General features: G+C 61.4%; 12 protein-coding genes and 1 pseudogene. 4 read left to right on the top strand and 9 right to left on the bottom strand.

The window, feature by feature from the left end; translation table 11 throughout:
• The first annotated feature begins 2 nt into the window (after positions 1-2).
• The gene (locus PSH80_RS07155) at positions 3-3,473 is read left to right on the top strand and encodes a PAS domain-containing hybrid sensor histidine kinase/response regulator (protein ID WP_115127648.1); all 3,471 of its coding nucleotides are present in this window, start codon (positions 3-5) and stop codon (positions 3,471-3,473) included.
• A gap of 463 nt (positions 3,474-3,936) precedes the next feature.
• Here PSH80_RS07155 and rmuC read toward each other — a convergent pair whose 3' ends face one another.
• Together rmuC and PSH80_RS07145 are read right to left on the bottom strand one after the other, a co-directional pair.
• Entirely contained in the window at positions 3,937-5,301 is a 1,365-nt protein-coding gene (gene rmuC / locus PSH80_RS07150) for a DNA recombination protein RmuC (protein WP_169960423.1), read from the bottom strand.
• Positions 5,302-5,476: 175 nt separating this feature from the next.
• A complete protein-coding gene (locus PSH80_RS07145) occupies positions 5,477-5,800 on the bottom strand; it encodes a sel1 repeat family protein (protein WP_057438775.1) in 324 nt (107 codons plus the stop codon).
• A gap of 879 nt (positions 5,801-6,679) precedes the next feature.
• On the opposite strand from PSH80_RS07145, the gene PSH80_RS07140 reads away from it, so the two are divergent.
• From PSH80_RS07140 to PSH80_RS07130, 3 genes are all read left to right on the top strand, one after another.
• Positions 6,680-6,904 carry a hypothetical protein gene (locus tag PSH80_RS07140; protein ID WP_007898912.1) on the top strand — a complete coding sequence of 75 codons (225 nt, stop codon included), beginning with the start codon at positions 6,680-6,682 and terminating at the stop codon, positions 6,902-6,904.
• Positions 6,905-7,187: 283 nt separating this feature from the next.
• Positions 7,188-7,670 carry a hypothetical protein gene (locus tag PSH80_RS07135; RefSeq protein WP_057958860.1) on the top strand — a complete coding sequence of 161 codons (483 nt, stop codon included), beginning with the start codon at positions 7,188-7,190 and terminating at the stop codon, positions 7,668-7,670.
• A gap of 146 nt (positions 7,671-7,816) precedes the next feature.
• Entirely contained in the window at positions 7,817-9,091 is a 1,275-nt protein-coding gene (locus PSH80_RS07130) for an OmpP1/FadL family transporter (protein WP_305419670.1), read from the top strand.
• A 65-nt stretch (positions 9,092-9,156) separates the two neighbouring features.
• On the opposite strand, the gene PSH80_RS07125 is transcribed toward PSH80_RS07130, so the two are convergent.
• The 7 genes and pseudogenes from PSH80_RS07125 to cobU form a co-directional block, all read right to left on the bottom strand.
• Positions 9,157-9,708, bottom strand: a complete 552-nt coding sequence (locus PSH80_RS07125) for a glutathione peroxidase (protein ID WP_198792351.1) — start codon at positions 9,706-9,708, stop codon at positions 9,157-9,159.
• A 150-nt stretch (positions 9,709-9,858) separates the two neighbouring features.
• Entirely contained in the window at positions 9,859-11,058 is a 1,200-nt protein-coding gene (locus PSH80_RS07120) for an MFS transporter (protein ID WP_162947787.1), read from the bottom strand.
• 61 nt (positions 11,059-11,119) lie between these two features.
• Positions 11,120-11,524 (bottom strand): MarR family winged helix-turn-helix transcriptional regulator, encoded by a 405-nt coding sequence (locus tag PSH80_RS07115; RefSeq protein WP_305419667.1) that lies wholly within the window; start codon positions 11,522-11,524, stop codon positions 11,120-11,122.
• A gap of 42 nt (positions 11,525-11,566) precedes the next feature.
• A complete protein-coding gene (locus PSH80_RS07110) occupies positions 11,567-12,295 on the bottom strand; it encodes an adenosylcobinamide-GDP ribazoletransferase (protein WP_305419666.1) in 729 nt (242 codons plus the stop codon).
• A complete protein-coding gene (gene cobC / locus PSH80_RS07105) occupies positions 12,296-12,871 on the bottom strand; it encodes an alpha-ribazole phosphatase family protein (protein ID WP_305419665.1) in 576 nt (191 codons plus the stop codon). It abuts the gene before it with no gap.
• Positions 12,868-13,926, bottom strand: a pseudogene (gene cobT / locus PSH80_RS07100) (nicotinate-nucleotide--dimethylbenzimidazole phosphoribosyltransferase). Before cobT ends, cobC begins: the two are co-directional and overlap by 4 nt.
• Positions 13,923-14,444, bottom strand: a complete 522-nt coding sequence (gene cobU / locus PSH80_RS07095; protein ID WP_057958854.1) for a bifunctional adenosylcobinamide kinase/adenosylcobinamide-phosphate guanylyltransferase — start codon at positions 14,442-14,444, stop codon at positions 13,923-13,925. Before cobU ends, cobT begins: the two are co-directional and overlap by 4 nt.
• Positions 14,445-14,446: the final 2 nt, after the last annotated feature.

Raw genomic sequence — 14,446 nt, 5'->3', positions numbered from 1 at the left:
TCATGACGCTGTCCAGCGGGCTGATCGCCGCCGTTGCCCTGGCCTATATGGCCATTATGTTTGCCATCGCCTTCTACGGTGACCGCCGCCGTGCGCCCCTGCCGCCACGGGTGCGTGCGTGGGTGTATAGCCTGTCGCTGGCGGTGTACTGCACCAGTTGGACCTTCTTCGGCGCTGTAGGTCAGGCCGCCGAACAGTTGTGGGCATTTTTACCGATCTACCTGGGCCCCGTCCTGCTGCTGGTGCTGGCGCCCTGGGTCCTGCAAAAGATGATTCTGATCAGCAAGCAGGAAAACATCACCTCCATCGCCGACTTTATCGCCGCGCGCTATGGCAAATCCCAGTCCCTGGCCGTGGTCGTGGCGCTGATCTGCCTGGTGGGCGTGCTGCCTTATATTGCCCTGCAACTCAAAGGCATCGTGCTGGGGGTCAACCTGCTGATTGGCGCCGGCGCCGATGCCACCGGCACGCGGGCCCAGGACACCGCCCTGATCGTGTCCCTGGTGCTGGCGCTGTTCACCATCGTGTTCGGCACGCGCAACCTCGACGCCACGGAGCACCACCGTGGCATGGTGCTGGCGATTGCCTTCGAGTCTCTGGTCAAGCTGTTCGCGTTTCTCGCCGTGGGTGCGTTTGTGACCTACGGCCTGTACGACGGTTTCAACGATCTGTTCAGCCAGGCAATGCTTGCGCCGAGGCTGGAGGAATACTGGAAAGAGACCGTCAACTGGCCCTCGATGGTGGTGCAGACCGGCGTGGCGATGATGGCGATCATCTGTCTACCCCGCCAGTTCCACGTCACTGTCGTGGAGAACATCGAGCCCCAGGACCTGCGCCTGGCCAAGTGGGTGTTCCCGGCGTATCTGGTGCTGGCCGCACTGTTTGTAGTGCCGATTGCCCTGGGCGGCAAGATGCTGCTGCCCAGCTCGGTACTGCCGGACTCCTACGTGATCAGCCTGCCTCTGGCCGAAGCCCATCCGGCCCTGGCGCTGCTGGCGTTTATCGGCGGTGCGTCGGCGGCGACCGGCATGGTCATCGTGGCCAGTGTGGCGCTGTCGACCATGGTCTCCAACGATATGTTGCTGCCGTGGCTGCTGCGCCGAACCAACGCCGAGCGCCCGTTCGAAGTCTTCCGTCACTGGATGCTCTCGGTACGCCGGGTCAGTATCGTGATCATTCTGCTGCTGGCCTATGTCAGCTACCGCTTGCTCGGCTCCACCGCCAGTCTGGCGACCATCGGCCAGATTGCGTTTGCCGCCGTGACCCAGCTGGCACCGGCGATGCTCGGCGCGCTGTACTGGAAGCAAGCCAACCGGCGCGGCGTGTTTGCCGGCCTGGCGGCGGGCACTTTCCTGTGGTTCTACACCCTGGTGCTGCCAATTGCCGCCCATAGCCTGGGCTGGTCGCTGAATATCTTCCCGGGCCTGGCCTGGCTGCATGGCAACCCACTGGGGCTGCCGATCACCCCACTGACCCAGGGCGTGGTGCTGTCTTTGGCGGGTAACTTCACCCTGTTCGCCTGGGTCTCGGTGCTGTCGCGCACACGGGTATCGGAGCATTGGCAGGCCGGGCGGTTCATCGGCCAGGAAACCAGCCAGCGCGCCAGCGCCCGCTCCATGCTCTCGGTGCAGATCAATGACCTGTTGAGCCTGGCCGCGCGTTTTGTCGGCGAAGAACGAGCGCAACAGAGCTTCATCCGCTTCGCCTACCGCCAAGGCAAGGGCTTTAATCCCAACCAGAATGCCGACAACGACTGGATCGCCCACACTGAACGGCTGCTGGCTGGCGTACTGGGTGCATCGTCGACGCGGGCGGTGGTGAAAGCAGCGATTGAAGGCCGCGAAATGCAGCTGGAGGACGTAGTCCGTATCGCTGACGAAGCCTCCGAAGTGCTGCAGTTCAACCGGGCGCTGTTGCAGGGCGCGATCGAGAACATCACCCAGGGCATCAGCGTGGTGGATCAGTCCCTCAAGCTGGTGGCCTGGAACCGTCGTTACCTGGAGCTGTTCAACTACCCCGAGGGCCTGATCAGCGTCGGCCGGCCGATTGCCGACATTATTCGCTACAACGCCGAGCGCGGGCTGTGCGGCCCGGGCGAGGCCGAAGTCCACGTGGCACGGCGCCTGCACTGGATGCGCCAGGGCCGGGCCCATACTTCGGAACGGTTGTTTCCCAACGGGCGGGTGATCGAGCTGATCGGCAACCCGATGCCGGGTGGCGGGTTCGTCATGAGTTTTACTGACATTACTGCCTTCCGCGAGGCCGAGCAGGCCCTGACCGAGGCCAACGAGGGCCTGGAGCAGCGGGTGACCGAGCGTACCCATGAACTGTCGCAGCTGAACGTGGCCCTGACCGATGCCAAAGGTGTGGCCGAGTCGGCCAACCAGTCGAAAACCCGCTTCCTCGCCGCGGTCAGTCATGACTTGATGCAACCGCTGAACGCTGCGCGACTGTTCTCGGCCGCCCTCTCCCACCAGAGCGAAGGTTTGTCCGGCGAAGCCCGGCAACTGGTGCAGCACCTGGACAGTTCGTTGCGCTCGGCCGAAGACCTGATCAGCGACTTGCTGGATATCTCCCGCCTGGAAAACGGCAAAATCAACCCTCAGCGTCAGCCATTTGCCTTGAGCGAACTGTTCGACGCCCTGGGCGCGGAGTTCAAGGTGCTGGCCCAGGAGCAAGGCTTGCGTTTCCGCCTGCGCGGCAGTCGCTTGCGCGTCGACAGTGATATCAAACTGCTGCGGCGGATCCTGCAGAATTTCCTGACCAACGCCTTCCGCTATGCCCACGGCCCGGTGCTGCTGGGTGTACGACGGCGGCGTGGCGAACTGCGCCTGGAAGTGTGGGACCGTGGCCCGGGCATTCCGCTGGACAAACAGAAAGTCATCTTCGAAGAGTTCAAGCGCCTGGACAGCCACCAGACCCGTGCCGAGAAAGGCCTGGGCCTTGGCCTGGCCATTGCTGACGGCCTGTGCCGAGTGCTCGGCCACCGCTTGCGCGTGCGCTCATGGCCAGGCAAAGGCAGCGTGTTCAGCGTCAGCGTGCCGCTGGCCAAGGCGCAGACCAGCGTGCAGGTACAGGCCACACCGGAAAAGGGCCTGCCGTTGAGCGGCGCCCAGGTGCTGTGCGTGGACAACGAAGACAGCATCCTGATTGGCATGCGCAGCCTGTTGAGCCGCTGGGGCTGCCAGGTCTGGACCGCACGCGATCAGGCGCAATGCGCCGTGTTGCTGGCAGAAGGCATGCGCCCGCAATTGGCCCTGGTGGATTACCACCTGGACCACGGCGAGACAGGTACCGAATTGATGGGTTGGCTGCGCGCACAACTGGCGGAACCGATTCCGGGGGTGGTGATCAGCGCCGATGGCCGGCCGGAAATGGTGGCCGAGGTGCATGCGGCGGGCTTGGATTACCTGGCCAAACCGGTGAAACCGGCGGCGTTGCGGGCGCTGCTGAATCGGCATTTGCCGTTGTAACGTGTGGGAGTTGGTTTGCCTGCGATGGTCAACGGTATCTACACGACTCTTTCGTGGTTCTTGGGGTTGTGTACAGATCCATTGCTGCGGTCACGGCGGCTATTGGTTCCGCCCTTACGGCGGGTCACTTTTGGAAAAGAGCCCGGAGTGCCGGCCCAGCCAAAAGTAACCAAAAGGGCTCCTGCCCCACCACTCGGCACCTCGCCTGGGCTCGGTGTGCCCGTCATCCGACATTGATTTGGGGGGCCGCCGCGATGGGCCATCCATGGCCCAGCGCGGCTAACCCGGCGTCCTGCCGGGTTACCCCCCAAATCAATATCGGATGACGGCCAGCGTGGTTTAACGGGGCGCCTGAGATCAAAATCACAAGCAAAGCGAGGCGGCCTTAGAGCCGACCTGATCATTGAAGCGTGCGCGTCCTCCGGCTCCCACAAAAGCCCACTCCCGCATTTCGGTTCTGCGTCTAGTCAGGTAGCTGGGCGACGCCATCTTCGTCGGTCATCGCTTTTTCCAACAGATCCGCAGGCAGACCTTTACTGGCGCGCGCGCCGAGCAGCTTCAATTGTTCCACCCGGCTGACCAGATTGCCGCGACCATCTGTGAGCTTGTTGCGCGCTGCACTGTAAGCCTTATCCAGCTGTTGTAGGCGATTACCCACTTCATCCAGGTCCTGGATAAACAATACGAACTTGTCGTACAGCCAGCCGGCGCGTTCGGCAATTTCCCGGGCGTTCTGGCTTTGCCGCTCCTGCTTCCACAGGCTGTCGATCACCCGCAGGGTCGCCAGCAAGGTGGTCGGGCTGACGATTACGATATGGCGGTCGAAGGCTTCCTGGAACAGGTTCGGCTCGGCCTGCAACGCAGCTGAAAACGCGGCCTCGATGGGCACGAACAACAACACGAAATCCAGGCTGTGCAAGCCTTCAAGACGCTTGTAGTCCTTGCCGGCCAAGCCTTTGACATGATTGCGCAGCGACAGCACGTGCTGCTTGAGGGCGGCTTGGCCGATCACCTCGTCATCGGCCGCCACGTACTGCTGATACGCAGTCAGGCTGACCTTGGAGTCCACCACTACCTGCTTGTCGCCCGGCAACATGATCAGCACGTCGGGCTGGAAACGCTCGCCATCGGGGCCCTTGAGGCTGACCTGGGTCTGGTACTCGCGGCCCTTCTCCAGGCCGGCATGTTCCAGCACCCGCTCCAGAATCAACTCACCCCAGTTGCCTTGGGTCTTCTGCCCCTTGAGGGCGCGGGTGAGGTTGGTGGCTTCGTCCGACAGGCGCAGGTTCAATTGCTGTAGGCGCTCCAGCTCCTTGCCCAGGGAAAATCGCTCCCGCGCCTCGTTCTGATAGCTTTCTTCCACGCGTTTTTCGAACGACTGGATGCGCTCCTTCAGCGGGTCAAGCAATTGCCCGAGGCGTTGCTGGCTGGTTTCGGCAAATCGCTGCTCGCGCTCGTCGAAGATCTTCCCGGCCAACTCGGCGAACTGCGCGCGCAGCTCATCCCGCGAGCCTTGCAGGTCGTTGAGGCGTTGTTGATGGCTGTCCTGCTGCTCGCGCAGTTCGGCACGCAGGGAGGCCGACAAGGCGTCCAGGCGGCGCAGCTCGCCTTCCTTAGCGGAGCGCTCGAGGTTCCAGGCGTGGGCCGCATCGCGGGCGTTGTCGCGGTCGATCTGCAGCAGCTCGACTTCCCGGCGTACCGCCGCCAGGTCGGCCTGTTTGGCCGCATTGGCCTGGCTCAGGTCGCTGATCTCGTCACGGCTGGCGTCCAGTTGTGCGGCCAGCCCTTCCTGGGCCATCTGCGCGGTAGCCAGGCGCTCCTCCAACAGCTCCCAACCGGCGCTGCGAGCGTTCAGGCGACGCTGGATCTGCCAGCACAGGACCATCAGAGGCAACGCCGCAGCGGCGAGGCCCAGTGCCACACTGGTCCAGTCAAAAGCCATAGCCATTCCTGCCATTACGGTAAAAGAGGAAGGTTAACCAAGCAGGCGCTTCGTGGACAGCTCAGTCTTTGATCTGACCCAGTTCACGCTGGGCGCCAGGGTCGCCGGCACGGGCGGCCTGGCGCAGCAGGTCGTGGCCGATGCGGCGGTCCCGGGCATTGCCGCACTCACGGCACATCAACAGGCCCAGGCGACTCTGCGCCACGACCACCCCTTCACGGGCGGGCTGCTTGAGCAAACGCCCGGCGAAGTGCTTGATATTGGGGTTATCGCCAATGCGCGGGTTATCCAGCAGCCACAGCGCGACTTTCAAAGAGAAACGCTTGGGCGGGGTAACACTCGGAGGGTTGTCGGTAACAGCGGGTGATACTGAGCGAAACTTCATAAAGCACTGTAGGGCAGAACGGAAGGCGCGCCACTCTACTCCTTTTTTCGTACGGGTAAAGCTGAAAAAACCCGGCACGCCCGTTCTAGAGCAAGCGCTTGGGACAATCCACAGAAGCTGTGGATAACTCAGTGGACAACCGTGCTTTAACTCGCGCAAAGGCCCATGGAACGGGGGCCGCGCTTAAACTGACGATTTTTTCACCAATAAAAAAAAGCCAGATTTTTCATTGACTTAAATTTTCGATGCAGGCATTCGTGGGCTAATCCGACCACACGCCTTCCGGGTGACACACTGCGCAACCAATGTGCACAACTACCTGCCTGGTGGTTATATCGCCGCCGCTTTGTGGCCCAAAACGTTACAGGGGTGACACACAAGCGTGGGCTGTACCAGGGGCCCAAGTAAGGTATTTTTGCTAACACACTTGCTTTACCGGTTTCAAGCCATTACTATCCGCAGCGTTAGTACCAAGCTGAAAGTCAATTCTGGTCGAACAAATCCCCGCGACGTAGCTTCCCTAAAGAGAAGTTTTGTCAATCTTGATGGGATCGACCACCTCGATGGTTTCCAGGTATCACTTGAGACGACACTGCCTTTGAACAATGCAAAGGGTGTCGCGAAGTTTCCATACTCTGACCGAACCAACCTGCAAATTGATCAGGATCTTCACCCTGGGCCCAGAACCTTTGCCCCTGTTGTGTTGCCTGCCCTCCTAAGTACCTACCTGCCAGCCCAAGCGCGCCAAATTATTCAGCGCTTCAAACTGGCTGCTTTGTTCCAGTCGGGTTCTTCGCATGATCAATGGTGATCAGCGTCACTGGAACGTTTTAACGTTGCACGGTTCTTAACCGTGTCATTTGTAGGAACACCAATAATATGTCCACTCAAATCCATACTCAGGATGCCATTCGCACCCTCACCAATGCTTTTGCTCCAATGAACTGCCTGATCATGGCCGCTCGCAAAGGCTGCTTCAGCTTCACCCTGGTCAACGAACACGGCATCGCTCGTCACAGCGAGCGCCTGTACCCCGATCAATACTCCAGCGCAGAGCCGCTGCAGGCCGTGATCGAGCGTACCCGTCAGGCCCTGGTTGCCTGATTGACCCGACGCTGAACATCGAAAACCCTGCCCGCAGAGCAGGGTTTTTTATTGCCTGGAATTCGGTTTTTTGTCGGTTGGCTTTAGGTCAAACAGATATAACGCTTATAACCCCCCACCGGAAATATTTTAAAAACAGACCTTTACGTCGTGAATCTGACACTACACTTCAACTCAGGCGGCATGATCCGCCTCCGGCGAGCCTGAGATCCGATCCACCGCTGCCAAGCACCCCCCCCCTTCTCAGGCATCGCCGACCATTTTCAAGGGTTCCGAGGGTTCTATGGGCATTGCCGCCAGCGAATTGTGTCGTTATGTGATCCGACCCACGCTGATTTACCTGGGTCGCCACAGCCAAACCGCAGAATCCCTGCTGCTGGGGGTTGCCGCCAGCCAATCGGAACTGGGCTCGGCCCTGCATGACCGGCGCGGCCACGGCCTGTACCGCATTACCGAATCGCGCCACAGGGCCTTATGGGACAGCTACCTGGCCCTCGACCCGGAACGTGCCAGCCTGGTGCGCGGCCTCGCCAGCCAGCATGCCTTCCTCAGCGGGCCGCAGCTGGAACTGACGGTCAACCTGCGCTACGCCACCGCCATCGCCTGGTTGCTGGTGGAACAACATCGCCCCGAACTGCCCCAACCCGACGATCTGCTGGCAATGGCGCGTATCTGGAAAGAAATATTTCACCCTCAGGGTCGGCTGCGGGATTACACCCAGGCCTGGCAAACCTGTGTAAACCCAATGAATCAGGTCGCGTGCTGATCGGGCGCTTTGCAAGATTCGGCAAAAAGCGGCAATTTTGGTCGGATTGTCCTACAAAACCGCTCTATCTCCGGCATTACAGCCTATAGCGCTAAGTTAATTTTATTGATACTTTCCGCAGCGGTGATCACCCCGGAGTTCTAATAATGAAAAAAGTAATGCTCAAGACCACACTTAGCCTCGCCGTTGCCATGGCCTCCTCCCAACTGTTCGCAAGCGGCTTTGCCCTCAACGAACAAAGCGTCAGCGGGATGGGTACCGGGTTCGCGGGCCGTTCTTCTTCTGCCGATGATGCAAGCACTGTTTTTGGCAACCCTGCCGGTATGGCTCGCCTTGAAGGCCAGCAAGTCACGGGCGGTGTTGCGGCGATTGATGCTTCCACTGATATCAAAGATGTCAGCGGTCGCTCCAGCGGCACCAACAAAGGCGACATGGTCCCCTTCACGGCGGTACCGTTCGGCTTCTACACCAACAAACTCAGTGACCAGTGGGCAGTCGGCTTCGGTGTGTATGCACCGTTCGGCCTGATTACCGACTACGAGAGCAAATATCAGGGCCGTGGCTTTGGCAGCAAAAGTGAAGTTCAAGTCATCACTTTCCAGCCAACCGTCAGCTATGCCTTCAACGACAGGGTTTCCGTCGGTTTTGGTCCAACCTTCAACCGCATTGCCGGCACCCTGGAATCAGAACTGACACTGAACCCTGCTGCGCCTGACACCCGGATCAAGATCAAGGGCGACGATACTGCCATTGGCTTCAACGCCGGCGTGCTGGTCCAGGCAACCGATAGCACCCGCGTTGGCCTGACCTACCACTCGAAGGTCAAGTACAAGCTTGAAGGCCACACCGAAGTGAACGCCCCGGCCATCACCTCCGGCGCCCTGGCGACCGGTCGTTATGACGCCTCGCTGAAAATCGACACCCCTGAATCCTGGGATCTATCGGTTACCCAGGACATGAACGACGCCTGGAAGCTGTATGCCGGTGCCACCTGGACGCGCTGGAGCCGTCTGAAGGACATCACCGTCAACAACAAAGGCGTCACCACCGCCGGCGGCGGCTTCGCCCCAACGCTGGTAGGTACCATCAAGGAAGAACAGAACTGGCACGACACCTGGGCTTATGCCGTGGGTACCTCTTACCAGTTGACCAAGCAGGTTGTGCTGCGTACCGGCTTGACCTTCGACCAGTCGCCAACCAACAGCACTGATCGTTCGCCACGTATCCCTACCGGCGACCGGACCATCTTCAGCGTTGGCCTGGGCTACGCCGTCATGGATAACATGACCATCGACCTGGCCTACTCCTACCTCAGGGAAGAAGAAGTCAGCGTCAACCGCTCCAACCAGTTGGCCAGCTACAACGCCAAGTACAAAAACAGCGCCAACGGTTTCGGCCTGGGCATGACATACAAGTTCTGATCCAACGCTGCATAAAAAAGCCCCGCTCTCCTGCAAAGGAGGCGGGGCTTTTTAGTGGCTGATAATCAGGGTTTGGAAGCCAGTGCCTGCTCCACGGCCTTGATCAGATCCGGGCTATCCGGTTTGGTCAGGCTGGAGAAGCTGGCGATCACCTTGCCCTGGCGATCCACCACGTACTTGTAGAAATTCCATTTCGGCGCGTTGCTCTGCTCGGCCAGGACCTTGAACAGATGCGCCGCATCGGGGCCCCTGACCTTCTGTGGCTCGGTCATGGTGAACGTCACGCCGTAGTTCACATAGCAGACCTTGGCCGTCTCCTCGCCTGTCTTGGCTTCTTGCTTGAAGTCATCGGAGGGCACACCAATCACTTCCAGGCCGTCGCCTTTGTAGCGCTGATACAACGCCTCCAGCCCCTTGAACTGCGGGGCGAACCCACAAAAGCTGGCGGTATTGACGATCACCAGAGGCTTGCCGGCAAAGCGCTGGCACAGGTCGATGGACTCCTTGGCGCGCAATTTGGGCAACTGGCCCTCAAGCAACGTTGGGCAATCGGCGGCCATGGCGACACCACCAAAGGCCATCATCAGGGCGGGTACTGCAAGCCAACGCATCAACATGTCGGGTGTCCTTGGACAAAGTCAGGCAAACAACTTAACAGATCGACATACCCAGTTGCATCAACGCCAGCCCGCTGCGCTGCCAGCCCCACCAGGCCAGCAGCAACAGCGTCAGCAGGCCGGCTGCGCCAACCCAATACCCGATCGAGTTCATGCTACCCCCATCTGCGCTTGCAACCTGGCCACAGGCCGCTCACGCACGGGCCAATTAAGGGCGGCCGCGACCAGGCTCAAGACGATCGCCACCTGCCAGATCAAATCGTAATTACCGGTTCGATCATAGACCACGCCCCCCAGCCAGCCGCCGAGGAACGAGCCCAACTGATGGAACAGGAACACGATCCCACCCAGCATCGACAGGTTTCTTACACCAAACAAGGTCGCCACCGTACCGTTGGTCAGCGGCACGGTCGACAGCCATAAAAAGCCCATGGCCATGCCGAACAGGTAGGCACTCATTTGCGTCACTGGCGCCCACAGGAACAACACGATCACCACCGCCCGCAGCAGGTACAGCGCGGTGAGCAAACGCGGTTTGGACATCCGCCCGCCGAGCCAGCCCGCCGTGTAGGTGCCGAAGATATTGAACAGGCCGATCAGCGCCAACACCGTGGTGCCGACGGTCGCCGGCAGGTGCTGATCCACCAGGTAGGCCGGCAAGTGCACGCCGATAAACACCACTTGGAATCCGCAGACAAAAAAACCAAAGGCCAACAACCAGAAACCGGAATGGGAACAGGCTTCATGCAAAGCCTCGCGCAGGGTTTGCTGGCCAGCCATGACCGGCAGCGGGCGGTCCTTGATCATCGTCACCAGCGGCACGATCAGCGCCACCAGCAGCCCCAGCACCAACAAGGCGGCGGACCAGCCCAGCCAACCGATCAGGCCGAGGGTGCCCGGCAACATGGCGAACTGGCCAAAGGAACCGGCGGCGCTGGCAATGCCCATGGCCATGCTGCGTTTTTCCGGGGCCACGGCACGTCCGACCACGCCGAGGATCACCGAGAATGAGGTGCCGGACAGGCCGATACCGATCAACAAGCCGGCACTCAAGGACAGCGACCACGCCGAATCGGACAAGCCCATGAACACCAGGCCCAAGGCATACAGAACGCCACCGATCATCACCACTTTGGCCGCGCCAAAGCGGTCGGCCAGGGCTCCGGTAAACGGCTGCGCCAGGCCCCAGATCAGGTTTTGCAAGGCGATGGCAAAGGCAAAGGTTTCACGACCCCAGCCGAACTCAGCGCTCATGGGTGCCAGAAACAAACCAAAGCCATGCCGCACGCCCAGGGAAAGGGCCAGGATCAGCGCACTCCCGACAAGAATCCAGCCACTGGTACGCCACATCGAGGTCATTATTATTCTCCGCTACGGGTATATACCCGCTTGTATTCGAACAAGCCCGCGTTTAAGCGAGTTCATCCAGCAAGGCCAACAGGGTTTCGCGTTTTTGCACGCCCAATTTATCGATCAGTTTCTGCTGCGCCGCTTCCCAGGCCGGCAATGCGGCCGCCAGGCGCTGCTTGCCTTGCTCCGTGAGCACCACCAGACGGTTGCGCAGGTCATCGCCTTCGACCAACCGTACCAGGCCTTCGCCCTCCAGCACCCGCAGGTTACGCCCCAGGGTGCTGCGGTCCAGGCCCATGGCATCGGCCAGGCTGGAAATACTCGGTTGATTCAGACGCTGCAGGTTACACAGCAAAGAATACTGGGCGACGTTGATTCCGAAGCCATCGAGGGCGCCGTCGTAGTGCCTGCTGACGCCACGGGCGGCACGACGCAGGTTGGTGCATAAACATTGGGAGGTAAGCATGGAACGTGTATATACCCGCGATTAAGGAAATGCAAGAAAGTGTTACAGAGCCAGGCCGATCAACACCGCCACTTCGAGCAGTTCCAGCAAGGCGCCGGCCGTGTCACCGGTGGTGCCGCCCAGTCGATTGATCATCACCTGCCGCAAGCCCACAAAGCAGATGGCCGCCAGCAACACCGCAATCCCGCCGCTGAAACCGCCGATCAACACACACGCCAGGCCACTGAGGATCAGCACCAGCTGCCCGACAATCCGTGGCAAATGGTCAGCCAGCGCCTGGCCCAGGCCCCCGGCACGCACATAGCGGGTGGTGAGAAACAGTGCCAGCAACGAGCTGCGACCGATCAATGGGGCGAGGATCAAGGCGGCGCCATTGTGTTGCTCGATCAGCGCCACCAGCGCGGTGAATTTAAGCAGCAGCACCAAGCCCAGGGTCACGACAGCAATCGGGCCGCTGCGCGGGTCCTTCATGATGCTCAGGGTGCGTTCTCGGTCGCCAAAGCCACCCAGCCAGGCGTCGGCGCTGTCCGCCAGGCCATCCAGGTGCAGGCCGCCACTGAGCCACACCCACGCCGTCAGCAGCAAGGCCCCGTGCAACAGCAAGGGCGCGCCCATTAACAGCATGTTCAAGCCCCACAGCAGCAACCCGAACAACAGCCCCACCAGCGGATAAAACAGCAGCGAGCGCCCCAGCTCCTGGGGTTGCGGCATGCCCGGCAGGCGAATCGGCAGGCTGCTGAGAAACTGCAAGGCAATCCAGAATGGCAACATTCAGGCGCCCTCGCTCAACACACCGTCGGCCTCGACCCGCAGGCTGAACAGGCCGCCGTGGCCCACCTCGACATTCAGCAACTGCTCACGGGGCAAGCCGCGGGCCTGGGCCAGCAGTAAACGCATGACGCCACCATGGCTGATCAGCAGCACCCGTTGGCCGGCATACAGCTGATGCAGACGCAGGACAGCGTCCCGTACACGCTGGGAAAAGGCCTCGACAGGCTCGCCATCCGGCGGCGTAAAGCTATACGGATCAGCCCAGAAAAGCCCCAATGCCTCGGCATCGGTTTCCATCAATTGCACCGCGCTCTGCCCTTCCCAGGCGCCGAAGTGCAGTTCCTGCAGATCCTGTTCCAGGCTCACCGGCAGGTTCAGGCGTGCGCCCAACTCCTCAGCAAAACGCGCGCAGCGCTGCAGCGGCGAGCTGACCAGACGATCCCACGGCCCGCCCGCCAGCACCGCCTCGCGCATCTGTGCCCAGCCCTTGGCGGTCAGGGCATCATCCAGGCTGCCGCGCAAACCGCCGCCCAGTTCGGTCTCACCATGGCGTAGCAGGTCCAGGTGCAAGGTCATGCCGGGCGGTCCGCCACGGCCGCTTCTGCAAATGTCGCCATCTGCCCGTGTAACGCACAGGCCAGACGCAACAGCGGCACCGCCAGCGCCGCGCCGCTGCCCTCGCCCAGGCGCAGGCCCAGTTCCAGCAGTGGCTGGGCTTCAAGGCTATGCAACACATGGCGATGGCCCGGCTCGGCGCCCCGATGGCCGAACAACAGCCATGGCCGGCACGACGGGTTGAGGCGCGTGGCGACCAGCGCCGCGACGCTGCAGATAAACCCGTCGACCAGCACCACCACCCCCGCCTGGGCGCAGGCCAGATAGGCCCCCACCAACCCGGCGATCTCCAGGCCACCGAGATTGAACAAGGTCTGCAACGGGTCGCCCCGCTGCCCGGCATGCAATGCCAGGGCCCGCTCGATCACCGCCACTTTATGGCTCACGCCCTGGGCATTCAGGCCGGTGCCGGGACCGGTCAGGTCGCTGACTTGGCAATCGAGCAAGGCACAGGCCAGCGCACTGGCGGCAGTGGTGTTGCCGATGCCCATCTCACCGCCAATCTAAACAGCTGCGCACCGGCGTTTGATCGCGCGCTGCACGCTGTCACGCCCCGCCGCCAGGGCCAACTGGCCCTGGGCCTCGGTCATGGCCGCGCCCAGCACAAAATTGGCCGTGCCCGGGGCGATATTCAGGTGGCGCACGCCCGGCAGGTCGAGCGACGGCTTCACGGTGCCCAGATCCACCACTTCCAGCTGTGCATCCAGTTGGCGGGCCAGCACACTGATCGCCGCGCCACCGCTGACAAAGTTATGCAGCATCTGCCCGGTGACTTCCTGGGGATAGGCCGAGACCCCTTCCGCGACCACTCCGTGATCGCCGGCAAAGATGGCGATCCACACCTGCTCGACCGTCGGTTTGACCCGGCCCTGCAAACCGGCCAGTTGCACCGCCAACGCTTCCAGTTGCCCCAGGGACCCGGCGGGCTTGGTCAGTTGTTGCTGGCGGGCCAGGGCTTGTTCATAAGCCGCAGCGTCCAGCGCCTTGCACGGGTCCAGCCACCAGGATGGGCTCATAACGCAGTACCTTTCAAAGTCAGGGGCAGGCCGGCAACGGTCAGCACTACACGCTGACACCGCTCGGCCAAGGCTTGATGCAGCCATCCGGCTTCATCCACATAGCGGCGAGTCAATTCGCCCAGCGGCACGACACCCAGACCGGTCTCGTTGCTGACAAAAATGATTTCGCCCGGCAGCGACGCCAGGCAGTCCAGCAGGGATTCACGCTCGACGCCCAGGCGCTGCGGGTCGTCCAGCAGCAACAGGTTGGTGAGCCACAGGGTCAGGCAATCGACCAGCAGGCAATGCCCAGGGGCCGCGTTTTCACGCAGAACCCGCGCCAATTCCAGAGGTTCCTCGATCAACCCCCACTGGCTGGGACGGCGCTGGCGATGCAGGGCCACGCGCGCATTCATCTCACCGTCCAGGGGTTGGCTGGTGGCGATATAGGTGACAGGCATGGCGCTGTCGCTGGCGAGTTTTTCCGCCAGGCGGCTTTTACCAGAGCGGGCGCCGCCGAGGATCAGTTGCAACATGG

This window comes from Pseudomonas sp. FP818, from assembly GCF_030687335.1.
Classification (GTDB): Bacteria; Pseudomonadota; Gammaproteobacteria; order Pseudomonadales; family Pseudomonadaceae; genus Aquipseudomonas; species Aquipseudomonas shahriarae.
This window is presented reverse-complemented; position numbering and strand designations above follow the sequence as displayed.